Origin of the sequence: Cupriavidus laharis (genome assembly GCF_914271435.1) — a bacterium.
In the GTDB taxonomy this organism is placed as follows: Bacteria; Pseudomonadota; Gammaproteobacteria; order Burkholderiales; family Burkholderiaceae; genus Cupriavidus; species Cupriavidus laharis.
In genome coordinates this window covers 57,065-80,096 of the sequence record NZ_CAJZAI010000013.1, presented here as the reverse complement: position 1 = coordinate 80,096, position 23,032 = coordinate 57,065, and the positions used below count along the sequence as shown (strand labels likewise).

General features: G+C 64.4%; 21 protein-coding genes. 20 read left to right on the top strand and 1 reads right to left on the bottom strand.

Translation table 11 applies throughout. From position 1 onward, the window contains the following. Window positions 1–110: 110 nt before the first annotated feature. The 11 genes from lpdA (at window position 111) to LDO29_RS21890 (ending at window position 11,027) form a co-directional block, all read left to right on the top strand. The gene (gene lpdA, locus LDO29_RS21940) at window positions 111–1,535 is read left to right on the top strand and encodes a dihydrolipoyl dehydrogenase (protein ID WP_224081846.1); all 1,425 of its coding nucleotides are present in this window, start codon (window positions 111–113) and stop codon (window positions 1,533–1,535) included. A 152-nt stretch (window positions 1,536–1,687) separates the two neighbouring features. Further along, window positions 1,688–2,785, top strand: a complete 1,098-nt coding sequence (gene zapE / locus LDO29_RS21935; RefSeq protein ID WP_224081845.1) for a cell division protein ZapE — start codon at window positions 1,688–1,690, stop codon at window positions 2,783–2,785. 113 nt (window positions 2,786–2,898) lie between these two features. Further along, window positions 2,899–5,463, top strand: coding sequence for a heavy metal translocating P-type ATPase (locus LDO29_RS21930; RefSeq protein WP_224081844.1), 2,565 nt, complete (start codon window positions 2,899–2,901; stop codon window positions 5,461–5,463). Between the two features lie 2 nt (window positions 5,464–5,465). Then, window positions 5,466–5,612 carry a cbb3-type cytochrome oxidase assembly protein CcoS gene (ccoS, locus tag LDO29_RS21925; protein WP_224081843.1) on the top strand — a complete coding sequence of 49 codons (147 nt, stop codon included), beginning with the start codon at window positions 5,466–5,468 and terminating at the stop codon, window positions 5,610–5,612. Window positions 5,613–5,749: 137 nt separating this feature from the next. Continuing rightward, on the top strand, window positions 5,750–7,198 hold the full coding sequence (gene ccoN / locus LDO29_RS21920; protein WP_224081842.1) for a cytochrome-c oxidase, cbb3-type subunit I: 1,449 nt from the start codon (window positions 5,750–5,752) through the stop codon (window positions 7,196–7,198). Window positions 7,199–7,216: 18 nt separating this feature from the next. Continuing rightward, window positions 7,217–7,879, top strand: a complete 663-nt coding sequence (ccoO, locus tag LDO29_RS21915; protein ID WP_224081841.1) for a cytochrome-c oxidase, cbb3-type subunit II — start codon at window positions 7,217–7,219, stop codon at window positions 7,877–7,879. 3 nt (window positions 7,880–7,882) lie between these two features. Further along, window positions 7,883–8,047, top strand: a complete 165-nt coding sequence (locus LDO29_RS21910) for a cbb3-type cytochrome oxidase subunit 3 (protein ID WP_224081840.1) — start codon at window positions 7,883–7,885, stop codon at window positions 8,045–8,047. A 2-nt stretch (window positions 8,048–8,049) separates the two neighbouring features. Then, a complete protein-coding gene (gene ccoP / locus LDO29_RS21905; protein ID WP_224081839.1) occupies window positions 8,050–8,964 on the top strand; it encodes a cytochrome-c oxidase, cbb3-type subunit III in 915 nt (304 codons plus the stop codon). Between the two features lie 49 nt (window positions 8,965–9,013). After that, on the top strand, window positions 9,014–10,486 hold the full coding sequence (gene ccoG, locus LDO29_RS21900) for a cytochrome c oxidase accessory protein CcoG (protein WP_224081838.1): 1,473 nt from the start codon (window positions 9,014–9,016) through the stop codon (window positions 10,484–10,486). A gap of 83 nt (window positions 10,487–10,569) precedes the next feature. Continuing rightward, complete coding sequence (locus tag LDO29_RS21895) at window positions 10,570–10,785, top strand: FixH family protein (RefSeq protein WP_224081837.1); 216 nt, start codon at window positions 10,570–10,572, stop codon at window positions 10,783–10,785. Further along, entirely contained in the window at window positions 10,782–11,027 is a 246-nt protein-coding gene (locus LDO29_RS21890) for a hypothetical protein (protein WP_224081836.1), read from the top strand. The genes LDO29_RS21895 and LDO29_RS21890 overlap by 4 nt, the downstream gene beginning before the upstream one ends. 45 nt (window positions 11,028–11,072) lie before the next feature. Here the strand turns inward: LDO29_RS21890 and fnr are convergent, their stop codons facing one another. Beyond that, entirely contained in the window at window positions 11,073–11,798 is a 726-nt protein-coding gene (fnr, locus tag LDO29_RS21885; protein ID WP_224081835.1) for a fumarate/nitrate reduction transcriptional regulator Fnr, read from the bottom strand. 79 nt (window positions 11,799–11,877) lie between these two features. Here fnr and LDO29_RS21880 point away from each other — a divergent pair, with 79 nt between their 5' ends. From LDO29_RS21880 to LDO29_RS21840, 9 genes are all read left to right on the top strand, one after another. Continuing rightward, the gene (locus LDO29_RS21880; protein WP_224081834.1) at window positions 11,878–12,633 is read left to right on the top strand and encodes a sulfite exporter TauE/SafE family protein; all 756 of its coding nucleotides are present in this window, start codon (window positions 11,878–11,880) and stop codon (window positions 12,631–12,633) included. A 549-nt stretch (window positions 12,634–13,182) separates the two neighbouring features. Then, window positions 13,183–14,061, top strand: coding sequence for an SMC-Scp complex subunit ScpB (gene scpB, locus LDO29_RS21875; protein ID WP_224081891.1), 879 nt, complete (start codon window positions 13,183–13,185; stop codon window positions 14,059–14,061). Window positions 14,062–14,066: 5 nt separating this feature from the next. Then, a complete protein-coding gene (rluB, locus tag LDO29_RS21870; protein ID WP_224081833.1) occupies window positions 14,067–15,872 on the top strand; it encodes a 23S rRNA pseudouridine(2605) synthase RluB in 1,806 nt (601 codons plus the stop codon). Between the two features lie 277 nt (window positions 15,873–16,149). Beyond that, window positions 16,150–16,638, top strand: a complete 489-nt coding sequence (rimP, locus tag LDO29_RS21865; RefSeq protein WP_224081832.1) for a ribosome maturation factor RimP — start codon at window positions 16,150–16,152, stop codon at window positions 16,636–16,638. Further along, window positions 16,635–18,110: a transcription termination factor NusA gene (nusA, locus tag LDO29_RS21860; RefSeq protein WP_224081831.1), complete on the top strand. Its 1,476-nt coding sequence runs from the start codon at window positions 16,635–16,637 to the stop codon at window positions 18,108–18,110. The genes rimP and nusA overlap by 4 nt, the downstream gene beginning before the upstream one ends. A 100-nt stretch (window positions 18,111–18,210) precedes the next feature. Then, complete coding sequence (infB, locus tag LDO29_RS21855) at window positions 18,211–21,099, top strand: translation initiation factor IF-2 (protein WP_224081830.1); 2,889 nt, start codon at window positions 18,211–18,213, stop codon at window positions 21,097–21,099. Window positions 21,100–21,158: 59 nt separating this feature from the next. Continuing rightward, entirely contained in the window at window positions 21,159–21,527 is a 369-nt protein-coding gene (gene rbfA, locus LDO29_RS21850) for a 30S ribosome-binding factor RbfA (RefSeq protein WP_224081829.1), read from the top strand. A 65-nt stretch (window positions 21,528–21,592) separates the two neighbouring features. Continuing rightward, window positions 21,593–22,540, top strand: a complete 948-nt coding sequence (gene truB, locus LDO29_RS21845) for a tRNA pseudouridine(55) synthase TruB (protein WP_224081828.1) — start codon at window positions 21,593–21,595, stop codon at window positions 22,538–22,540. A gap of 184 nt (window positions 22,541–22,724) precedes the next feature. Next, the gene (locus LDO29_RS21840) at window positions 22,725–22,919 is read left to right on the top strand and encodes a DUF3606 domain-containing protein (protein WP_224081827.1); all 195 of its coding nucleotides are present in this window, start codon (window positions 22,725–22,727) and stop codon (window positions 22,917–22,919) included. The last annotated feature ends 113 nt before the right edge of the window (window positions 22,920–23,032 follow it).

The window sequence follows — 23,032 nt, the reverse complement described above, 5'->3', positions numbered from 1 at the left end:
CGGGAACCCAGCGTCTTAACTGAAGCCACTGGATCCCCGCCTGCGCGGGGATGACGGTTGAGCCCGTGAGCGGTGCGGCATCGCGCCGCTGGGTATCGAAAGGAATTTCCATGAGCAAACAATTCGACGTGCTGGTGATCGGCGCCGGCCCCGGCGGCTATATCGCCGCCATCCGTGCTGGCCAGCTCGGCCTGAACGTGGCCTGCTGCGAAGGCAACGCCTACGACGATCCCAAGAACGAACCGCGCCTGGGCGGCACCTGCCTGAACGTGGGTTGCATCCCCTCGAAGGCATTGCTGGCCTCCTCGGAAGAATTCGAGAACGCCCAGCATCACCTGGCCGACCACGGCATCATCGTGGGCGACGTCAAGGTTGACGTGTCCAAGATGCTCAAGCGCAAGGATGATATCGTCGGCAAGATGACCAAGGGCATCGAGTTCCTGTTCCGCAAGAACAAGGTGACGCTGCTCAAGGGCTACGGCAAGTTCGTCGGCAAGACCGCCGAGGGCTTCCAGGTCGAGATCGCCGGCGAAGTCGTGACCGCCAAGCAGGTCATCATCGCCACCGGTTCGAAGGCCCGCCACCTGCCTGGTGTCACGGTCGACAACGACCTGGTCAGCGATAACGAGGGCGCGCTCAAGTTCCCCGCAGTGCCGAAGAAGCTGGGCGTGATCGGCGCCGGCGTGATCGGCCTGGAGCTGGGCTCGGTGTGGCGCCGCCTGGGTGCCGACGTGACCGTGCTGGAAGCGCTGCCCGCGTTCCTGGGCGCCGCCGACGAGGGCGTGGCCAAGGAGGCCCAGAAGCAGCTGACCAAGCAGGGCCTGAAGTTCAGCCTCGGCGTGAAGGTCGACGAAGTGACGACTGGCAAGAACGGCGTGACCGTCAAGTACACCGACAAGGACGGCGCTGCCCAGACCCTGGAAGTCGACCGCCTGATCGTGTCGGTCGGCCGCGTGCCGAACACCGACAACCTGGGCCTGGACGCTGTCGGCCTGGCTGTTGACCAGCGCGGCTTCATCGAGGTGGACGACCATTGCGCCACCAAGGTGCCGGGCCTGTGGGCCATCGGCGACGTGGTGCGCGGCCCGATGCTCGCGCACAAGGCCGAGGACGAAGGCGTGGCCGTGGCCGAGCGCATCGTCGGCCAGAAGCCGCACATCGACTACAACTGCATTCCGTGGGTGATCTACACCTTCCCGGAAATCGCATGGGTGGGCAAGACCGAAGCCCAGCTCAAGGCCGAAGGCCGCGAGTACAAGGCCGGCCAGTTCCCGTTCATGGCCAACGGCCGTGCGCTGGGCATGGGTCACGCCGATGGCTTCGTCAAGATGCTGGCCGACGCCAAGACCGACGAGATCCTGGGCGTGCACATTGTGGCCGCCAACGCTTCGGACCTGATCGCCGAAGCCGTGGTGGCGATGGAGTTCAAGGCCGCGAGCGAAGATATCGGCCGCGTCTGCCATCCGCACCCGTCGATGTCGGAAGTCATGCGCGAAGCCGCGCTGGCGGTCGACAAGCGTCAGCTCAATATGTAAGGCACCTGCCTGCATTTGCCTGAGCACCGGCGCGCCGCAACCGCGGCGCGCCGTTTTCACTTGCAAGCCATGCCGGATCGAAGCGATTCCGGGCATGGCCGGGGAGGGTGCGGCGGCACTTTCCACGCGCAGTCCAGAACGAAACAGCCAGCATGAACGTCAGCGAGTACTACGAGAAGGAACTGAAGGAGCGCGGCTACCATTCCGACGAGGCGCAACTTCGCGCCGTGGCCCGCCTGCAGCAGTGCTACGACGAATGGGTGGCCTACAAGAGCCGCCGCAGCAATGCCATCCGCAAGCTGCTGGTGCGCCCCGATGTGCCAAAGGGCGTGTATATGTGGGGCGGCGTAGGGCGCGGGAAGTCCTTCCTGATGGACAGCTTCTATACCTGTGTCCCGGTGGTGAGAAAGACCCGGCTGCACTTCCACGAGTTCATGCGCGAAGTGCATCGCCAGCTGGAAGAGCTGCGTGGGCGCCCCGATCCGCTGGACGAACTGGCCAAGCGGATTGCCCGGCGCTACCGCCTGATCTGCTTCGATGAATTCCACGTCAATGACGTCGCCGATGCCATGATGCTGCACCGGTTGCTGCAACAGCTGTTCGAGAATGGTGTGCAGTTCGTCATGACGTCCAACTACCGGCCCGACCTGCTGTACCCGGACGGGCTGCACCGCGACCGCGTGTTGCCTGCCATCGCGCTGCTCCAGCAAAAACTGGATGTGCTCAATGTCGATGCTGGCATCGACTATCGCAAGCGCGCGCTGGAGCAGGTGGAGGCATATCACACGCCGCTCGATGCCAAGGCCAACTCGGCGCTGCGCGATGCCTTTGTTGCTATTGCCGGTGTGGCGGATGAGTCTCCTATACTGCATATCGAGCACCGGGAACTGCGCGCGCTGCGCAAGGCCAATGGCGTGGTCTGGTTTGACTTTGCCACGCTGTGTGGCGGTCCCCGCTCGCAGAACGACTACCTGGAACTCGCGTCGCAATTCCATACGGTGATTTTGTCAGATGTTCCGCGCATGACGCCGAGGATGTCTTCTGAAGCGCGCCGTTTCACGTGGCTCATCGACGTGTTCTACGACCACAAGGTCAAGCTGCTGATGTCGGCCGAAGTGCCGGCGGACGAGCTCTATGTCGAAGGCCAGATGGCCAGTGAATTCCACCGCACGGTGTCGCGCATCATCGAGATGCAGTCCCGGGAGTACCTGGAATCCGAACGGAGGACCATGGACACCTCGCTCACCTGACGCGGCCGACCGTTGCGTGCCGGATTTGGGAAGTTAGTCCGGCCGCTATTGACTTATATCAAGGCCGATATGGAGATCGGCATATACCCTCCAACGGGTAAAAAAAGATCTCCATGTCCGCCCCGCAAGCCAGCCTCCTCGCCGACGCGCCAGCGTCCGCATTCCAGCAAGATCCCGCCAGTCGCTCCGCGCCTGTGATGGCGCACCATGCCGCACAGCCGGCGTGCTTCCATTGCGGCCAACCGGTGACGGCTGGCCAGGCGCTGTCCGAGGACATCGACGGCCATCGGCGCGTCTTCTGCTGTGGCGGATGCCAGACCCTGGCGCGCACGCTGCACTCGGCAGGCTTCGCCCACCTTTACGGTGACGAGGCGCGGTTTGCCCGGCCCATCGATGGCGCCGCAAGGCGGGAGTCTGAACCGGTCTGGGCCGCCTACGACACCCCGGAGCTGCGCAGCCAGTTTGTCCGGCCCCTCGACGGCGGTCGCGCCGAGATCACGCTGGCGCCCGAAAACATCCGCTGTGCCGCGTGTGCCTGGCTGATCGAACAGCACCTGGGGCATTTGCCCGGTGTGGAATCCACGATTGCGAATGTGGCGACGCGCCGCGTTGTGGTGCGGTGGCGCGAAGCGGAGCAGACGGTTTCCGGGTTGCTCGCCGCGCTTGCCGACATTGGCTACGTGGCCTGGCCGTTCGAAGTCTCCCGCAGCGACCAGGCCGACCGCCGTGCCCGGCGCAGCCTGCTCATGCGCATGGCCGTGGCCATGCTCGGCATGATGCAGGTGATGATGTACGCGTGGCCCATCTACACGCATGAGACCACCATCGACCCCGGAATGCTGCAACTGATGCGCTGGACCAGCCTGGCCCTGACGCTGCCGGTCGTGTTCTATTCCGCTTCGCCGATCTTCTCCGGTGCCTGGCGCAGCCTGCGCCAGCGGCACATGGGCATGGATGTGCCCGTGGCGCTCGGGGTCGCCGCCGGGTTCGCCGCCAGCGCGGTCGCGACGGCGCGTGGGGTCGGGGAGGTGTACTTCGACTCGGTGACGATGTTCGTCGCCTTTCTGCTGGCGGCCCGCTATCTAGAGTTGCGCGTGCGGCAGGCCTCGCGCAGCGGTGCCGAAATGCTGGCGCGGCAGTTGCCGGCTACGTGTGAGCGGCTTGGCGCGGATGGCGCGGCCTCGGAGCGCATACCCGTCGCCCGCTTGCGGCAGGGGGACCGTATCCGAGTCAGGGCAGGCGAGATCATCCCCGCCGACGGCACCATTGTTACGGGTGCCAGCGAACTCGATGAGTCCATGCTGACCGGCGAAAGCCGGCCCGTGCACCGCGGCGTGGGCGACATGGCGCTGGCCGGCTGCTACAACACGGCCAGCCCGCTGGAAATCTCGGTGGACCGCGTCGGCGCGGGCACACGCCTGGCCGAGATCGTGGCCGTGCTGGACCGGGCGCTGGCGGAAAAGCCGCGGCTGGCGGCACTGGCTGACCGGGTGGCCGGCTGGTTCGTGGCTACGCTGCTGGCGCTGGCGGCATTGACCGGCGCAGTGTGGGCGCTCTGGATCGATCCTTCGCGGGCCTTGCTGGTTACCGTCGCGGTGCTGGTCGTCAGCTGCCCTTGCGCGCTTTCCCTTGCCACGCCGGCGGCGCTGGCTGCGGCGGGTGCCGCGCTGTCGCGACGCGGCCTGCTGCTGACGCGGTCGCATGCGCTGGAGACGCTTGCGCGTGTGACGGATGTCGTGCTCGACAAGACCGGCACACTGACCGAGGGCTGTTTCGCCCTGACGGGGCAGCGGACGCTTGGGGGCATGCCTGCCGGCGAATGCCTGGCGCTGGCGGCGGCTATGGAGGCGGGGAGCGAGCATCCGATAGGAAGAGCGCTGGTCGGCGCGGCCGGGCAGGCGGGTGTCGATGCCGGCGGGCGGCAAGTGGCCGCCGTTTCCAATGTGCCGGGGCAAGGTGTCCAGGCCGAAATAGGCGGCAAGCGTTTCCGCATGGGGCGTGCCGCCTTTGTGGCCGAGATCGGCAAGGCAAGTGCCGAGGTGCCGGTGCGGGAAGCGGACGCCACGCAGATCCCCGGCGCGACGCAAGTATGGCTGGGCGCGGAAGAAGGCGTGCTGGCCGTCTTCGAACTGTCCGACAAGGCCCGCGAATCGACACCGCAACTGCTCGAAGCGCTGCGCCGTCAGGGTGCGCGCTGCCACCTGGTCAGCGGCGACAGCGTCGAGACCGTCCAATGGTGGGCTTCGCATTTCGCCATGGCAAACGCGCGTGGCGCCGTGTCTCCCGAAGGCAAGCGCGAATATGTCGCGCAACTGCAGCGCGAGGGCGCGGTGGTACTGGCCGTCGGGGACGGCATCAATGATGCGCCCGTGCTCGCGCAGGCGCAGGTGTCCATTGCCATCGGCAGTGGCGCTCCGCTTGCACAGGCCGGTGCCGATGCGGTCCTGACTCACGGAAATGTTGCCGAGATCGCCCAGGCGATCTCATTGGCGCGGCGGACACGCCGTGTTGTGAGGCAGAACCTTGGATGGGCCTTCTTCTACAACGTGGTTGCCATTCCGCTGGCGGCCACGGGCTTTGTCACGGCGTGGATGGCCGGCATCGGCATGTCGGTGTCGTCGCTGCTCGTCGTGGCCAATGCCTGGCGTCTGCTGCGCGCGGGAAGGAACGGAGTCTGAGCATGGAAATGCTGTACCTGCTGGTGCCAATGAGCCTGGTGCTTGTCGTCGTCATCGCCGGAGCCCTCTGGTGGGCCCTGCATGCCGGCCAGTACGACGATCTCGACCGGCCGGGGGAGGCCATCCTGCTGGACAACGACAAGCCCTGAATGGCCGTCAGCGACTTGCGACGCGGAGATAGGTTCATGGGGCACCTGTGCAACTTGATAAAGATCAACGCGGCAAGAGCGCTGCTTTCATAAAGTCACAACGTCAATCGGTTTATCTTTTTTCTGTGGGGGTCTGAATGGATGTCTCAGCCGCGTCTTCACGCGTCGACACCTTCAATTATGGCGTCGTAAGACAGTTCGCTGTCATGACGGTAGTCTGGGGGATCGTCGGCATGGCCGTCGGCGTGCTGCTGGCAGCACAGCTGATCTGGCCGGAACTCAACTTCAACACACCGTGGCTGTCGTTCGGCCGGTTGCGTCCGTTGCATACCAATGCGGTGATCTTTGCGTTCGGCGGCAGCGCGCTGTTCGCGACGTCTTACTACGTGGTGCAGCGTACCTGCCAGGCCCGCCTGTTCTGCGGCCCGCTCGCGGCCTTTACGTTCTGGGGCTGGCAACTGGTGATCGTCGCGGCGGCCATCACGCTGCCGCTGGGCATCACCAGTTCGAAGGAATACGCTGAACTGGAATGGCCGATCGATCTGCTGATCACGCTGGTCTGGGTGGCCTACGCCATCGTCTTCTTCGGCACCATCGTCAAGCGCAAGACCAAGCATATCTACGTCGCCAACTGGTTCTTCGGCGCGTATATCCTGGTCATTGCCCTCCTGCACATCGTCAACAACATCGAGATGCCGGTGTCGCTGTGGAAGTCCTATTCCGCCTATGCCGGCGTGCAGGACGCCATGGTGCAGTGGTGGTACGGCCACAATGCCGTGGGCTTCTTCCTGACCACCAGCTTCCTGGGCATGATGTACTACTTCATCCCGAAGCAGGCGGAGCGGCCGATCTATTCCTATCGCCTGTCGATCGTCCACTTCTGGGCGCTGAACTTCACGTATATGTGGGCCGGTCCGCACCATCTGCAGTACACCGCGCTGCCTGACTGGGTGCAGTCGCTGGGCATGGTGTTCTCGCTGATCCTGCTGGCGCCGTCCTGGGGCGGCATGATCAACGGGATCATGACGCTGTCGGGCGCCTGGCACAAGCTGCGCACCGACCCCATCCTGAAGTTCCTGGTGGTGGCGCTGTCGTTCTACGGCATGGCCACGTTCGAAGGCTCGATGATGTCGATCAAGACCGTCAACGCGCTCTCCCACTACACGGACTGGACCATCGGCCACGTGCACTCGGGCGCCCTGGGCTGGGTGGCGATGATCTCCATCGGATCGCTCTACTACCTGATTCCGCGCCTGTTCGGCGAAAAGCAGATGTACAGCGTGCGGCTGATCGAGTGGCATTTCTGGATTGCCACCATCGGCGTGGTGCTCTACATCGCCTCGATGTGGATCGCCGGTGTGATGGAAGGGCTGATGTGGCGCGCCACGCAGCCGGACGGCACGCTGACCTACGCATTCGTTGAGGCGGTCAAGGCCAAGTATCCGTTCTACCTGATCCGTCTGCTTGGTGGCATCTGCTTCCTGTCCGGCATGCTGCTGATGGCCTACAACGTCGCGAAAACCATCATCGGCAAGCGCGCGGTGGATGCCCCGATCCCGGCCAGCATTCCTGCCTCCGCCCACTGATTCATCAGGATAGAAACGATGTCCGAAAAACAAAGCTTCTTTTCCCACGAAACGCTGGAGAAGAACATCGGCTGGCTGATCATCTGCACGATCCTGGTGGCCAGTATTGCCGGCCTGGTGCAGATCGTGCCGCTGTTCTTCCAGCATTCCACCACCAAGCCGGATGTGGGGATCACGCCGTATTCGCCGCTTCGGCTGATGGGCCGCGATATCTACATCCGCGAAGGCTGCGTCGGCTGTCACTCGCAACAAGTCCGTACGCTGCAGGCCGAGACCGAACGCTACGGCCACTTCTCCACGGCGGGCGAATCGGTCTACGACCATCCGTTCCTGTGGGGCTCAAAGCGTACCGGCCCTGATCTTGCTCGCGTGGGCGGCCGTTATTCCGATGACTGGCAGCGTATCCATCTGCGCAATCCGCGCGATGTCGTGCCGGAATCGGTGATGCCGTCCTATCCGTGGCTCGAGAAGGCGCAACTGCCAACCAACGACATCCAGGCCCGCATGCGTGCACTGGTGCGCCTGGGCGTGCCGTACACGGAGGCGGAAATTGCCAAGGCGCCCGAGGAACTCAAGGACAAGAGCGAAGAGGACGCACTGGTTGCCTACCTGCAAGGGCTCGGCATCAACCGCCGCAACGTGCGTGTGGAAGCGGCTGCCGCCGCGCCCGCGAAGGAGTAAGTCATGGCGATGCTGACTGCTTTTGCCACGGTCATGTCGATGGTCGTGTTTCTCGGGATCTGCTGGTGGGCCTGGTCGAAGGGCCGGCAGGCTGCCAACCACGAGTCCGCCATGCTCCCGTTCGCACTCCCTGACGAGACCCACACAACATCGAGCCGGAATACCTAGTCATGAGCGATTTCTTTTCCGATTTCTGGAGCTACTACATCGCTGCCATCGCGCTCGCCGGCATCGTCTGGTGCGTGTGGCTGCTTTTCTCCCAACGCAAGGTCACCAAGGTTGCCAACGCCAGCGATGACACCGGCCATGTCTGGGACGGCGATCTGCGCGAGCTGAACAATCCGCTGCCGCGCTGGTGGATGTGGATGTTCCTCCTGACCTGCATCTTTGGCCTTGCCTACCTGGTCCTCTACCCGGGGCTGGGTTCCTACGCGGGTGTGCTGAAGTTCTCCACGCAAGGCGAACTGGCCGCACATCAGCAGGCGCAGGAAAAGCTGCAGCACGAGATCTATGCCAAGTACCTGAACATGGATATCAAGCAGGTGGCGGCAGACCCGCAGGCCCGCGAGATCGGCCAGCGCCTGTTCCTGAACTACTGCGCGCAATGCCATGGCTCGGACGCTCGCGGCAGCCGCGGTTTTCCCAATCTGACGGATCATGACTGGCTCTATGGCGGTGAACCCGAGACGATCCAGCAGACCGTCACCAAGGGCCGCAATGGCGTGATGCCGCCGTTTGCCTCGACCATCGACGGCAAGCTTGCCGCGGATGTGGCGCAGTATGTGCGTTCGCTGTCGGGCCTGTCGTCTGACCCGATCCGTGCGTCGCGTGGCGAGAGCACGTTCAAGTCGACTTGCGCGGCATGCCATGGCGCCACCGGCAAGGGCAACCAGGCACTGGGTGCTCCGAACCTGTCGGACAATGTGTGGCTGTACGGCAGTTCGGAAGGCACCATTGTCGAAGCCATCCTGAAAGGCCATAACAACAAGATGCCGGCGCACGAGGAAATCCTGACCCCGGAACGCATCCGCATGTTGACGGCCTATGTCTGGGGGCTTTCCAATACCGGAGGTTCAGGGCAATGACTACCGACTCAGGCCCGGGGTGCGCCATGTTGTTTGTGGGGGCGCGCCCATGAGTGCACCCGGGACAGAACCGCTGGCCCGCACGGCCGGCCCGCAAGGGCCGGCGTCGTCGCCTGTCGAAACCTCCGACGAAACGCTCTACGAGGTTCGCCGCAAGATCTACCCGCGCTCGGTGACGGGCGCGTTCTCCAACTGGCGGGTCTGGATGGTACTCCTGACCCAGCTTGTCTACTACGGCACGCCCTGGCTGCAATGGAATGGCAGGCAGGCCGTGCTGTTCGACCTTGGCGCGCGCAAGTTCTATATCTTCGGACTGGTGCTCTGGCCGCAGGACGTCATCTATCTCGCTGTCCTGCTGGTGATCTCCGCACTGGCGCTGTTCCTGTTCACGGCGATTGCCGGGCGGCTATTCTGCGGCTACGCGTGTCCGCAGACGGTCTACACCGAGATCTTCATGTGGATCGAGCGGCATGTCGAAGGCGACCGCTTCGCGCGGATCCGCCTGGACGGCGATCCGTGGAGCCTGCGCAAGTTCCGCCTGAAAGCCACCAAGCACTCCCTGTGGGTATTGGTCGCGCTGTGGACGGGCTTCACGTTCATTGGCTATTTCGCGCCGATCCGTGAGCTCGGCGCACAGGTGCTGGCCTTCTCGCTCGGACCGTGGCAGGTGTTCTGGATGCTCTTCTACGCCTTCGCGACGTGGGGCAATGCAGGTTTCATGCGCGAGCAGGTCTGCAAGTACATGTGTCCGTACGCGCGGTTCCAGAGCGTGATGGTCGACCGCGACACCTATGTGGTCACGTACGATGTCGGGCGCGGCGAGCCGCGCGGCAGCCGGTCGCGCAAGGTGGATCATCACCAGGCCGGACTTGGCGACTGCGTCAACTGCAGCATCTGCGTGCAGGTGTGCCCGACCGGCATCGATATCCGTGACGGGCTGCAGTACGAGTGCATCGGCTGCGGGGCCTGCATCGATGCGTGCAACCAGGTCATGGACAAGATGGACTACCCGCGCGGGCTGATCCGCTACACGTCCGAGAATGCCATGCGCAAGGCGCTGTCGGCGGCAGCGGCGCGCAAGCGGCTGATACGGCCGCGAACCATCATCTACTCGGTCATCTGGCTGGTGCTGGTGGCGGGCTTCGTGGCGTCGCTCGCGCTGCGCACGCCGCTGAAGGTGGACATCATCCGCGACCGTGGGGCGCTGGGACGTGAGGTGGAGGGGCGCTGGATCGAGAACGTCTATCGCCTGCAGCTTATCAACACCACCGAGGCGCCGATGCGCATCAGCGTGCGGGCCGACAGCGACGAGCTGAAGAACCTGACCGTCGAGTACGATCCGGACGCACAGGCTCTGGCGCCGACGTCGAACAAGCTGGTACCGATCCGGATTCGCGTGCCGATCGACGATGCCGCGCAAGGCACGCACAAGATCAGCGTGACAGTGACCAGCGAAGGTACGGGGCAGGGTAGTGCGCAAATCAGGCAATCTACCAGTTTCATCGTGCCACGCAATTTGTGATGCTAAGGGCGGTGCAGCGCATCGGCGCTGTGCCGCACCAACCGCGAGCGCCTCGACGAGGCGCTGACGAAGGGGGCAAGACGATGCAAGAAAGCAATCCGTGGTGGAAGGAGCCGTGGCCGTGGCTGCTGATGAGCGGTCCGTTGGTGGCCATGGTGGCTTGCGGCATAACCATCTGGCTGGCTTCCACCCATCCGGACCAGCCGGTGGTTGAAGGCGTGGCGCGGCATGGCCTGGTTGTCGAGAAGGTCGAGGGTTCCTCTGGCAGTGCCAGGGCACCGCAAGCGAGGCAGCCATGAGGCTGCGCTGGCTGATGTGGGTACTATGGCCGGCGTTCCTGATGGCCGGCGTCGCCACGGCGACGGTGTTTTCCGTGGTGGATCCCGGTGACCTGAACTTCTTCGGCCAGCCGATCGAGGCCTCACGCGAGGCCATCTATACGATCGGGTTCCTGCTGGCCTGGGTGTTCTGCGCGTTGTCCAGCGGCTTGACGCTGTACACCATGCCGACGAGGCTCAGCGATACGGACGAACTGGAGTAAAAAGGAAGGGCGGACCGCCTTGCCATGCAAGGCGGCCTGGCAGCCTCAGCAGGAGCGGCTGTAGACCTGCTTGATGCCTGCCATGTCGACGAGCTTCACGTGGCGTTGGCGGATCTGGATCAGGCCGGCCTCGGCAAAGCGCGAGAACAGGCGGCTGACCGTTTCGAGCTTGAGCCCGAGATAGCTGCCGATTTCTTCGCGGCTCATGCGCATGACAAACTCGGTCGACGAATATCCCCGCGCTGACAGGCGCTCGGACAGGTTGACGAGGAACGCGGCAAGGCGCTCCTCGGCGCGCATGGAACCCAGCGTAACGAGCATGAGCTGGTCATGCGAAATTTCCTTGCCCATCAGGCGCAGGAACTGCTGCTGCAACGAAGGCAGGTCGATGGATAATGCTTGCAGATCAGACAGGCGTACGACGCATACTTCCGTGTCTTCGAGCGCGGTAGCATCCGAGGCATGCTGCATTTCACCCAGGCCATCAAGGCCGACCACCTCTCCGGGCAAATGGAAACCCGTGATTTGCGAACGGCCGTCTTCCGTGGTGACATGCGTCTTCAGGGTGCCGAAGCGGATGGCATAGACCGCGGTCAGCGGATCGCCCATGCGGTACAGGGTTTCGCCCTTGTGGACGCGGACGCGTTCCTGTACCAGGGTGTCCATCTTCTGCAGATCCTGCTGGCTCATGCCCACCGGCAGGCACAGTTGCCCCATGCCGCAAGTGGAGCAACGGGGCGACATCTCGGTGACGGGGATGGATGTTAACAATTGGAACCTGCAAGTAATGGGCGGCGAGGGCGCAATACGTGCATTTTAACGCGCGATGTGATGCGGTAGGGAGTTGCAGTTGACATTTGGTGTGCTTATCAGCGTTTTCACGCTCGCCTTGCTGGGCGGCTTCCATTGCGCCGCCATGTGTGGCGGCGTGGCGCTGGCTGTCGAGCAGCGCGCGGCCGGCGTACCCGTGACCGTGGTGCGGCGCCCACAGGACTGGCTCGTTGAGCTGGTGGTGATGCATGCCGGGCGGATTTCGATGTATATGCTGCTTGGTGCACTGCTGGGCGCGGTAGGGGCGACGGCCTGGCGCCAGGACTATCTGCCCGTGCAGCGCTGGCTGTTCGGCGCTGGAAGCGCCATGCTGCTGCTGTCCGGCTGGCGCCTGATACGTGGCGAGGCCTTTTCGATCATGTGGCTGGAACGGCTTGCGGCGCGCGCGGGGAATGGGATCTCGGCCGGCTTGGCCCGGTTGGGGGGGAAGGCGCCGGCGGTCATTGGGCGACACGGTGGCCTGGCTCGCCGTTACGGGATGGGATTGGCCTGGGGGCTGGTACCCTGCGGCATGGTCTATGGCGCACTGGCCCTCGCATTACTGGCGGGTAATGCGCCTTCTGGAGCACTGGTGATGGGCGCTTTTGGCCTCGGTACGTTGCCGAATCTGCTGGCGCTTTCCAGTTTTTCCGGGCTTCTGCGTGCCTGGTCACGCCGGATTTGGGTAAGAGTGGGTGCAGGATTGGCCGTCATGGTGTTCGGTGCGCTGGGAGTCGGCCGGGCGGTGTTGCTGCCACATTCGCTGGCTGAACATGGGTTCTGCCTGGTGTTCTGAAACCACTGCTGATGCTTTGGTGCCGCGCGGTGGTTGCAGGCGCGGCCGGGAATGCCATACAATCGCCTGCATTGCGGTATCGCGCGGCGTGTTTCCGAGCGGCGCCTGGCAGCCCTTCCAAAAAAAGGGGCGCGCCCAGGGTTTCGGGCAATGAGTCGACATTTCGGCGCCGAATCCTTCCGCAGTCCATCCGGTTCACAAGATCTGGTTCAAAAGTCCGGCTGGCACTGCGACCGTGGTGCGGTCATTGCTGGCCCTGCTCCCGATATCTGTTTTCTTGCGGCCGAGGCGGACGTTCGCCGGAAGCCATGCCTGCCTATATGGGCGCGTGCAAGGGGTTCGTGCACCGGTATTTGTCGGTGACCGGACAATCTCCTGCCGGAACACACCCGGCAAATCGATGCAAAAGAAGGCGCACGGCCTCGAAGCGCAGAGCTTTCGGGTTTGCTGCGCGACGAGATGGCGGTGGCAATCGCACTGCTGAATCCACAATGTCCAGGGCTCCGGGTTCGTCCGGGAGCAGGTGCAAAGACAGGCTGCACACCCAACATGAATACCCAAGAGGCGAAAATCGTCCTCGAGACCGCGCTGATCTGTGCGCAGGAGCCACTGCGCGTAAGCGACCTGCGCCGGTTGTTCGCCGAAGATGTCGGGGCGGACACCATCCGGGTCCTGCTGGATGCATTGCGCCAGGACTGGCGCCAGCGCGGTGTCGAACTTGTGGCGCTGGCCAGCGGCTGGCGTTTCCAGAGCCGTCCGGAGATGCGGGAATACCTGGATCGTCTCAATCCCGAGAAGCCACCCAAGTACTCCCGGGCCGTCATGGAGACGCTGGCGATCATTGCTTACCGCCAGCCGGTGACGCGCGGAGACATTGAGGAAATCCGCGGCGTGACGGTCAGCACGGATGTGATCAAGAAGCTGGAGGACCGCAGCTGGATCGAGGTCATCGGCCACCGCGATGTGCCAGGCCGGCCGGCGCTTTATGCGACCACCAAGGCGTTTCTCGACGACCTTGGCCTGCGTACGCTGGATGAACTGCCTCCACTCGAGGATGCCCAGGCCCAGGCACAGGCGGCGCTGCTCGACCAGCAGGCGATCGATTTTGAAGAGGCGGCAACTACGCAGCCGGCGGTCGGCGACGAAGAGGCCTTCCCTGAACCAGAGGCGGTACCGTCGGCCGATAAAGTGGCTGCTGTCGCTGAGGCCGCCCCGGTTGCTGATGAAGAGCCGGCTGACGGGGCCGGAGCCGTCGAGCAGGCCTCCGCGGACGCCATGCACGTGGCGGACCTCGCGTCGGCGGTGACCGAGGCAAATGGCTTCCATGCCGAAAGCGCGCCGGGCAACCAGGACGGCGGCAATCCACCCGGCGACGACACTGCTCCGCCGTACGCGAGCGAGCAAGATGATGAGCGCGTGCCCAACTGAACAATATGCAACATCCGATAGTGAATAATTTGTCTGATTCCGTTGAACAAGACACCCGGGCAGCCGGGACGCCGGCTGCCGATGGCGCAGAATCCGGATCAGGCACCGACGCGGCGCCGCGCAGGAAGGGGCTGAGGCGCGGCTTGCGCAACCTGGTGGCTTCGCGCCGGCAGGCCGCGCAGGACCGGGACGCCAATCGTGTCGAGGGTACCGAGCCCGGTGCTCAGGGCGAGGCGGGCGAGAGCAAGGCTGGCGGCGGAGCCGGCGGGCGTGCCTCGCCGCGTGGCCGCGGCAAGCGCAAGCCGGCCACGGCAGAAAACGTGACGGCCCGCGAAGGCGGTCAGCCCGGACAGGAGGGCGGCGAGAAAGCCGAGCCGACCGGCCGCAAGCGCAAGCCGCAGGGCCAGCGCGCCGCCAAGGTCGCGCCGGAAGGTGAAGCCCAGTCAGCGGCTCGCCAGCAGGGTCGACGCAAGGGCGGTGGGCAGCCGCAGCGCAAAGGGCAGCAGGTTGGCGCCGACAAGTCGGCTGTATCCAGCGAAGACCTGTTCCGCTTCGTCATCTCCGACCAGTACGACCAGGAAGACACCGTCATCCCCCGCACCAAGGCAAAGCCGGTGCGCGAACTGTCGGCGGACGACGATGCGCCGAAGCTGCACAAGGTCCTGGCCGAAGGCGGTCTGGGTTCGCGCCGGGAAATGGAGGAACTGATCCTGCAAGGGCGCGTTTCCGTCAACGGGTTGCCCGCGCATATCGGTCAGCGGATCCTGCCGACCGACCAGGTCCGCGTGAACGGCAAGCTGATCCATCGCAAGGTTTCCACCAAGCCCCCGCGTGTGTTGCTTTATCACAAGCCGGCCGGCGAGATCGTCAGCCAGTCGGACCCCGAGGGCCGTCCGACAGTATTCGACAACCTGCCGCGCATGAAGACCGGCAAGTGGGTCGCGGTGGGGCGTCTGGACTTCAATACCGAGGGCCTGCTGATCTTCACGACCTCGGGCGACATCGCCAACCGCTTCATGCATCCGCGCTATGGCGTGGAGCGCGAGTATGCGGTACGTACGCTGGGCGAACTGGCGGAAGCCGATCGCCAGCGCCTGCTCCACGGCATCAAGCTCGATGACGGTGAAGCCAACTTCCTGCGCATTGCGGACGGCGGCGGCGAAGGCGTGAACCAGTGGTACCACGTGGCGCTGACAGAGGGCCGCAACCGCGAAGTGCGCCGCATGTTCGAGGCGGTCGGCCTGACCGTGTCGCGCCTGATCCGCACGCGCTACGGCCAGTTCCTGTTGCCGCGCGGACTGAAGCGCGGTCGCTGGCAGGAGCTGGAGGCGAACGACGTCAAGGCGATGATGGCTGCCATCGGCCTGAAGGCCTCAGGCAAGGGCGAACAGGGCGGCAAGGGCGCGACCAAGGTCGGCGGCCGCAAGCAGCGCACCGAAGCGGCGATCGCGGGCATGCCGATGCATACCGGCATGGACGGCCTGCCGCGTGTTGACAAGGGCGGCGCGGGCCGTGGCCAGCCTGATCCGATGCGCACGTCGATGGGCTACATCAGCCATGGTCCGACCGTGCTGACCTCTCACGCGGCCAATCTCGCGGGCGGACGCGGGCAGGGCGGCGGACGTACCGGTCGCGGCGGTGCCGGCATGGGCGGCCAGGGCCGGCCCCAGCGTCGCGGCGGCGATGTGAACGGCAACGTGATGCCGAAGGCTGCCAAGGGCGGTGGCGGTAACCGTTCGGGCCGCGGCAAGGGCGGTGGCGGCGGCGGTGGCGGTGGCAACCGCGGTGGCAATCGCGGCGGAAACCGCTAAGTCGTCACCCCGGCGGCCTTCGGCTGCCGGGGCTCAGTGAGGCGCCGATACATGCCCTTTTGCCTTTTGGACATAATCTGCGTATAATTAAAGTCTATTCAAAAAGTCATCCTCTCGGAGGATGGGCGAATGATGGGCATTGTGCCCATTTTTTTTTGGTTCGCCCGTTTGACGCATGTGCGCCGGAGGCTGACTGGCAGGTGGCTGTGCCCATGTCGTCCCAGGCGGGGCAGGCAGCCGGCCTGCCTGGTGTTGATGGCCATTACTCGGGAATACAGTGCATCTGGCAGATTTGATCGAAACCACCCTTAACGGCATGGGATACGAGCTGGTTGAGCTCGAACGGGCTCCGGCCGGACTGTTGCGTGTCTATATCGATCAGCCTGAAACCGGCATCGTCATCGAGGATTGCGAGAAGGTAAGCCGGCAGCTGACGCACGTGCTGGCCGTCGAGAACGTCGACTACGAACGGCTCGAAGTCTCGTCGCCGGGGCTGGACCGGCCGCTGAAGAAGCTGGCCGACTATGTCCGCTTTGCCGGGGCAGAAGCGCGCGTGACGCTGCGCCTGCCCGTCAATGGGCAAAAGAACTTCACAGGCATCCTGCGTGAGCCCACGGGAGAGGCTGGCGCGGAGAAGGTCGGCCTGGAGTTCGAGGGCAAGGATGGTCCGGCACTGCTGGAATTCACTGTATCTGATGTCGACAAGGCACGTCTGGTGCCGGTGATCGACTTCAAAGGAAATCAAAGAAAAGGGAACAAGCAATGAGCCGCGAAGTTCTGTTGCTCGTCGATGCGCTTGCGCGTGAGAAGAACGTCGACAAGGATGTGGTATTCGGCGCGCTGGAGGCTGCACTGGCCTCCGCGACCAAGAAGCGTTTCGAGGAAGACGTGGATATCCGTGTGGCGATCGACCGCGAATCGGGCGAGCACGAGACATTCCGCCGCTGGCTTGTCGTCCCTGACGAACAGGGCCTGCAGGAGCCGGACAAGCAGATCCTGCTGTTCGAGGCACGCGATGACGACCCGAGCATCGATCTGGGCGACTATGTCGAGCAGCAGATCGAGTCGGTCGAATTCGGCCGTATCGGCGCGCAGGCTGCCAAGCAGGTGATCCTGCAGCGCATCCGCGATGCCGAGCGTGAGCAGATCCTGAACGACTACCTCGAGCGTGGCGAAAAGATCATGACCGGCACGGTCAAGCGTGCCGACAAGAAGGGCCTGATCGTCGAGTCCGGCCGCGTGGAAGCGCTGCTGGCGCGCGACCAGATCATCCCGAAGGAAAACCTGCGCACCGGTGACCGTGTGCGCGCTTACATCCTGAACGTGGACCGCGCCGCGCGTGGCCCGCAGATCGAGTTGTCGCGCACCGCGCCCGAGTTCCTGATCAAGCTCTTCGAGAACGAAGTGCCGGAGATGGAGCAAGGCCTGCTCGAGATCAAGGCCGCGGCCCGTGATCCGGGCGTACGTGCCAAGATCGCCGTGGTGGCGCATGACAAGCGCATCGATCCGATCGGTACCTGCGTCGGTGTGCGCGGCACGCGCGTGACGGCCGTGCGCAACGAGATCGGCGGCGAAGCCGTGGACATCGTGCTGTGGTCGGAAGACCCGGCGCAGTTCGTGATCGGTGCGCTGGCGCCGGCGCAGGTGCAGTCGATCGTCGTGGACGAGGAAAAGCACAGCATGGACGTGGTCGTCGACGAGGAAAACCTCGCCGTGGCCATCGGCCGCAGCGGCCAGAACGTACGCCTGGCGTCCGAGCTGACCGGCTGGCAGATCAACATCATGACGCAGGAAGAGTCGGCGTTGAAGCAGGCCGAGGAAAGCGATGCCGTGCGCAAGCTGTTCATGGCCAAGCTGGACGTCGACGAGGAAGTGGCGGACATCCTGATCGAGGAAGGTTTCTCCACGCTGGAAGAAGTGGCCTATGTTCCCATCAGTGAAATGATGGAAATCGAGGCGTTTGATGAAGACACCGTCAACGAGCTGCGCAACCGCGCACGTGATGCGCTCCTGACGATGGAACTGGCCCGGGAAGAGAAGGTGGAAGAGGTGTCGCAGGATCTGCGTACGCTCGACGGCCTGACCCCCGAGCTGATCGGCAAGCTGGCTGAAGGCAATATCCATACGCGTGACGACCTGGCCGAACTGGCCGTCGACGAACTCGTCGAGATGACGGGCGTCAGCGAGGAAGAAGCCAAGGCGCTGATCATGAAAGCACGGGAACATTGGTTTAACTGAGGGACACGTCCGGGTGCATGCGCCCACAAGCACATTGCCCGGACGCGCTTTCCGCATACGATTTGTCCCGACGAAGAAACCAAGCATTGAAAGGGTTTGAATGGCAAGCACAACAGTTGCCCAACTGGCCGCAGAACTGAGTCGCAGCGCAGCTGCCCTGCTGGAACAATTGCAGGCGGCTGGGGTGGGCAAGGCGACGCCAGAAGACATCGTCACGGAATCGGATAAGACCAGTCTGCTGGACTATCTGAAGCGTTCGCACGGCCAGGCCGATGACAGCGCACGCAAGAAGATCACGCTGACCAAGCGCGAGACTTCCGAGATCCGTCAGGCCGACTCCACCGGCAAGACGCGTACCGTCCAGGTCGAGGTGCGCAAGAAGCGCGTGCTGATCAAGCGCGACGAAGCGACGCCCGACCAGCACGCCGAGACCGAGCAGCAGGCCGCTGCGGTCGACGCCGCCGAGCAGGCGCGCCGCGAGGAAGAGGAACGCCAACAGGCCGAACTGCTGGCCCGGCAGGAAGCCGAAGCGAAGGCACGCCGTGAGGCGGCCGAGCGCGAGGAAGCCGAACGCCGTGCCAAGCAGGAAGCCCTGGAGGCCGAACAGCGTCGCCAGGCTGATCTGCTTGCCAAGAAGGCCGAAGAGGAAGCCGCTGCCGCACGCGCGGTCGGCGAGGCTGCCGAGGAAGCTTCGCGCAAGAAGGCCGAGGATGAGCAGGCACGTGTTGCTGCCGAGCGCGCAGCCGCGCAGAAGGCTGCCGACGATGCCAAGGCTGCCGCTGACAAGGCCCGTGCCGAGCAGCAGGATGCCGCACGCAAGCGCCGCGAGGCTGCCGAAGCCGAAGCCCGTGCCATCCAGCAGATGCTGAATGCCCCGGCGCGCGTGCTCAAGGCGCCGTCGGAGCGCAAGGCCGAGGAGAAGAAGGCCGAGCAGACCGGAACGCTGCACAAGCCGGTCAAGCCGGCAGGTGCCACGGCCGAGGCCAAGAAGGATGATAAGAAACCCGCCGCAACGGCACCGAGTACGACGGTTGACAAAAAGACCGGCAAGGCAGGTGCCCCAGGTTGGAAGGATGAAGGCTCGCGCGGCAAGAAGGGCGGTGGCCTGAAGACGCGCGGCGATTCGTCGGGTGGCGTGGGTGGCTGGCGCGGTGGTCCGCGCGGCCGTGGCGGCCGTCAGCAGCATGCCGACGACAGCCGCAGCAGTTTCCAGGCGCCGACGGAACCGGTGGTGCGCGAAGTGCACGTGCCGGAAACGATCTCGGTCGCGGATCTCGCCCACAAGATGTCCGTGAAGGCGTCCGAGGTCATCAAGCAGATGATGAAGCTCGGCCAGATGGTGACGATCAACCAGGTGCTGGACCAGGAAACCGCCATGATCGTGGTGGAAGAAATGGGCCACAAGGCGTTCGCCGCCAAGCTGGACGATCCGGAAGCGCTGCTCGTGGTGGACGGCGAAGAACACACCGACGCGGAACAACTGCCGCGTCCGCCGGTAGTGACCGTGATGGGTCACGTCGACCACGGCAAGACCTCGCTGCTGGACTACATCCGCCGCGCCAAGGTGGCGGCGGGCGAAGCCGGCGGCATTACGCAGCACATCGGCGCCTACCATGTGGAAACCGACCGTGGCGTGATCACTTTCCTGGACACCCCGGGTCACGAGGCCTTCACGGCCATGCGTGCCCGCGGTGCCAAGGCGACCGACATCGTGATCCTGGTGGTCGCGGCCGACGACGGCGTGATGCCGCAGACCAAGGAAGCCATTGCGCATGCCAAGGCTGCCGGGGTGCCGATCGTCGTGGCGATCAACAAGATCGACAAGCCCGAAGCCAACCCGGACCGCGTCAAGCAGGAACTGGTGGCCGAGCAGGTGGTGCCGGAAGAGTACGGCGGCGATTCGCCGTTCGTGCCGGTGTCGGCGAAGACCGGTTCGGGCATTGACGACCTGCTGGAGCAGGTGTCGCTGCAGGCGGAAATCCTGGAACTGAAGGCGCCGGTGGATGCACCCGCAAAGGGCCTGGTGGTGGAAGCCCAGCTCGACAAGGGCAAGGGCCCGATCGCGACGATCCTGGTCAGCAGCGGCACGCTCAAGCGTGGCGATGTGGTGCTGGCCGGCAGTGCCTATGGCCGTGTGCGCGCCATGCTGGACGAAAACGGCAAGCCGACCAAGGAAGCCGGCCCGTCGATCCCGGTGGAAATCCAGGGCCTGTCGGAAGTCCCTGCGGCCGGCGAGGAAGTGCTGGTGTTGCCGGATGAGCGCAAGGCACGCGAAATCGCGCTGTTCCGCCAGGGCAAGTTCCGCGACGTCAAGCTCGCCAAGCAGCAGGCCGCCAAACTGGAGACCATGCTGGAGCAGATGACGGAAGGCGACGTGCAGACGCTGCCGCTGATCGTCAAGGCGGACGTGCAGGGTTCGCAGGAAGCGCTGGTGCAGTCGCTGCAGAAGCTCTCCACCGCCGAAGTGCGCGTGCAGATCGTGCACGCTGGCGTGGGTGGCATCTCGGAGTCGGACGTTAACCTGGCGACCGCTTCCAAGGCGGTCATCATCGGCTTCAACGTGCGTGCCGACGCCGGTGCGCGCAAGCTGGCCGAGAACCACGGCATCGACATCCGCTACTACAACATCATTTACGATGCGGTAGACGAGATCAAGGCGGCCATGTCGGGCATGCTGGCACCGGAGAAGCGCGAGACCACGATCGGCCAGGTCGAGGTGCGCCAGGTGTTCCGCGTACCGAAGATCGGTGCGGTGGCCGGCTGTATGGTTACGGACGGCCTGGTCAAGCGGACCTCGCTGGTGCGCGTGCTGCGCAACAACGTGGTCATCCACAGCGGCGAACTCGACTCGCTCAAGCGTTTCAAGGACGACGTCAAGGAAGTCAAGCAAGGCTTCGAGTGCGGTCTGTCGATCAAGAACTTCAACGATGTTCAGGAAGGCGACCAGCTCGAAGTGTATGAAATCACCGAGGTGGCGCGTACGCTGTAAGGCGTCGCAACGACGGCGGGCTCCGGCCCGCCGTTGTCGTCTCGACAAGACAGTATTGAATGGCCAAGAAAGGCAGTATTTCCTCCCGTAACCTGCGCATCTCCGACCAGATCCAGAAAGACCTGGCCGAGATGATCCAGCGCGAGCTGCGCGACCCGCGCCTCGGGCTGGTGACGCTGCAGTCCGTGACGCTGACGCCGGACTACGCGCACGCCAAGGTTTATTTCACGGTGCTCGGCGCCGATGCTGCCGAAGCGGCAGCAATCCTGAACGAGAAGGCGGGTTACCTGCACTCGTTGCTGTACAAGCGCCTGCATATCCATACCGTGCCGACGCTGCGCTTCTATCACGACACATCGGTCGAGCATGCGATCGAGATGTCGAAGCTGATCAACGAAGCGAACGCCACGCGTTCCAAGGACGACTGATTCCGGCTATGCCGGAAAGCGCCGTCCCGGCGCGGGCACGTCGCCCGCCGCCCTGCATTGTTTCCATGACCGATTCCGCCAACAACCGTCCGCCCCGGCTTCCGCGCCGCGAGGTGCATGGCGTGCTGCTGCTCGACAAGCCGCTCGGGTTGTCTTCCAACGACGCGCTGGTGCGCGCCAAGCGCCTGCTGCGGGCACTCAAGGCCGGCCACACGGGCACGCTGGACCCGCTCGCCACCGGCCTGCTGCCGCTTTGCTTCGGCGAAGCGACCAAGTTCTCGCAGGACTTGCTCGATGCCGACAAGACCTACGAGGCTGTCGTCCGGCTTGGGCAGAAGACCACGACCGGCGATGCCGAAGGGGAGGTGCTGGCGGAGCGCCCGGTCACCTGTGATCGCGCGGCACTTGATGCGGCTATCGCCCGCTTTACCGGCGAAATCGACCAGGTTCCGCCGATGCATTCGGCACTCAAGAAGGACGGGCGTCCTCTTTATGAATACGCGCGAGCCGGGCAAACCGTGGAGCGTCCGGCCCGCCGCGTCACGATTCACGCAATCGACGTGCTGGACTGCACGTTGCCGCAGGCACCGGCGTTCACGATGCGCGTGAAGTGCAGCAAGGGCACGTACATCCGTACGCTTGCCGAGGACATCGGCGAGGCGCTGGGTTGCGGCGCGCACCTGAGCGGGTTGCGCCGCATCGCCGTCGGCGACCTGACGCTGGATGGGGCCGTGACGCTGGAGCAGATTGATGCGCAGCCGGACGAAGCGCGTCCGGCCATGCTGGCGCCAGTCGACGCGCTGCTGCAACGCTGCCCGCCTGTTGCGCTGGATGTGCAGGCGGCCTCACGCTTCCTCCAGGGCCAGCGCATCGCCGAGCGGGACCTGCCGGCAGGGGAGGTCCCGCAGGACGGCACGCTCGCCCGTGTCTACGGCGGCGAGCCGTCGCGTCTGCTTGGCGTGGCGCGCATGCGTGAAGGCGCCTTGCGGCCGGAGCGGCTGGTCCGCCTGTAAGCGCCTTGCCCTAAGGTCATGCCGGAGTGATTCTGGCTGACCTGCTCACGACCGGTACCGTAAAGCGGTTTGGAAATGGTAGCCCGGTTGGAACGCAAATTCGGGCGGGCAGATTGCCGGAGACGGCCCATGGCTCGCCTACAATGCAAGAGCCGTGTGAAGGCCAGAGGCAACAGGAGGCAGCATGAGTGATCAGATCAGCCAGTTCCGGCCCCTGGATCCGGGCCGCATCAACCTGATGGACCCGATTGAGGTGCAGTACTGGTGCCGTGAGTTGGGATGTACCGAGAGCGCCCTCGAGAATGCCGTAGAAGTGGCGGGCGAACATATCGCGGCGGTGCGGGCGCAACTTGAGGCCGGGCAGGCGGGGGCAAATTAATAGCGATGAGGAGGGCCCCCGGATTGGCACGGGCCCTAAGGCAAAAGGCCATGCGCTTCCGGATCGAACCGGAGGCGCGTGGCCTTTTTTGCGGGATGGATGCGTGCAGGTTG

Bases quoted from the DNA above. Each gene is read 5' to 3' on its own strand.
- lpdA (WP_224081846.1), top strand. From the start codon at position 111: ATGAGCAAACAATTCGACGTGCTGGTGATCGGCGCCGGCCCCGGCGGC.
- zapE (WP_224081845.1), top strand. From the start codon at position 1,688: ATGAACGTCAGCGAGTACTACGAGAAGGAACTGAAGGAGCGCGGCTAC.
- LDO29_RS21930 (WP_224081844.1), top strand. From the start codon at position 2,899: ATGTCCGCCCCGCAAGCCAGCCTCCTCGCCGACGCGCCAGCGTCCGCA.
- ccoS (WP_224081843.1), top strand. From the start codon at position 5,466: ATGGAAATGCTGTACCTGCTGGTGCCAATGAGCCTGGTGCTTGTCGTC.
- ccoN (WP_224081842.1), top strand. From the start codon at position 5,750: ATGGATGTCTCAGCCGCGTCTTCACGCGTCGACACCTTCAATTATGGC.
- ccoO (WP_224081841.1), top strand. From the start codon at position 7,217: ATGTCCGAAAAACAAAGCTTCTTTTCCCACGAAACGCTGGAGAAGAAC.
- LDO29_RS21910 (WP_224081840.1), top strand. From the start codon at position 7,883: ATGGCGATGCTGACTGCTTTTGCCACGGTCATGTCGATGGTCGTGTTT.
- ccoP (WP_224081839.1), top strand. From the start codon at position 8,050: ATGAGCGATTTCTTTTCCGATTTCTGGAGCTACTACATCGCTGCCATC.
- ccoG (WP_224081838.1), top strand. From the start codon at position 9,014: ATGAGTGCACCCGGGACAGAACCGCTGGCCCGCACGGCCGGCCCGCAA.
- LDO29_RS21895 (WP_224081837.1), top strand. From the start codon at position 10,570: ATGCAAGAAAGCAATCCGTGGTGGAAGGAGCCGTGGCCGTGGCTGCTG.
- LDO29_RS21890 (WP_224081836.1), top strand. From the start codon at position 10,782: ATGAGGCTGCGCTGGCTGATGTGGGTACTATGGCCGGCGTTCCTGATG.
- scpB (WP_224081891.1), top strand. From the start codon at position 13,183: ATGAATACCCAAGAGGCGAAAATCGTCCTCGAGACCGCGCTGATCTGT.
- rluB (WP_224081833.1), top strand. From the start codon at position 14,067: ATGCAACATCCGATAGTGAATAATTTGTCTGATTCCGTTGAACAAGAC.
- nusA (WP_224081831.1), top strand. From the start codon at position 16,635: ATGAGCCGCGAAGTTCTGTTGCTCGTCGATGCGCTTGCGCGTGAGAAG.
- infB (WP_224081830.1), top strand. From the start codon at position 18,211: ATGGCAAGCACAACAGTTGCCCAACTGGCCGCAGAACTGAGTCGCAGC.
- rbfA (WP_224081829.1), top strand. From the start codon at position 21,159: ATGGCCAAGAAAGGCAGTATTTCCTCCCGTAACCTGCGCATCTCCGAC.
- truB (WP_224081828.1), top strand. From the start codon at position 21,593: ATGACCGATTCCGCCAACAACCGTCCGCCCCGGCTTCCGCGCCGCGAG.
- LDO29_RS21840 (WP_224081827.1), top strand. From the start codon at position 22,725: ATGAGTGATCAGATCAGCCAGTTCCGGCCCCTGGATCCGGGCCGCATC.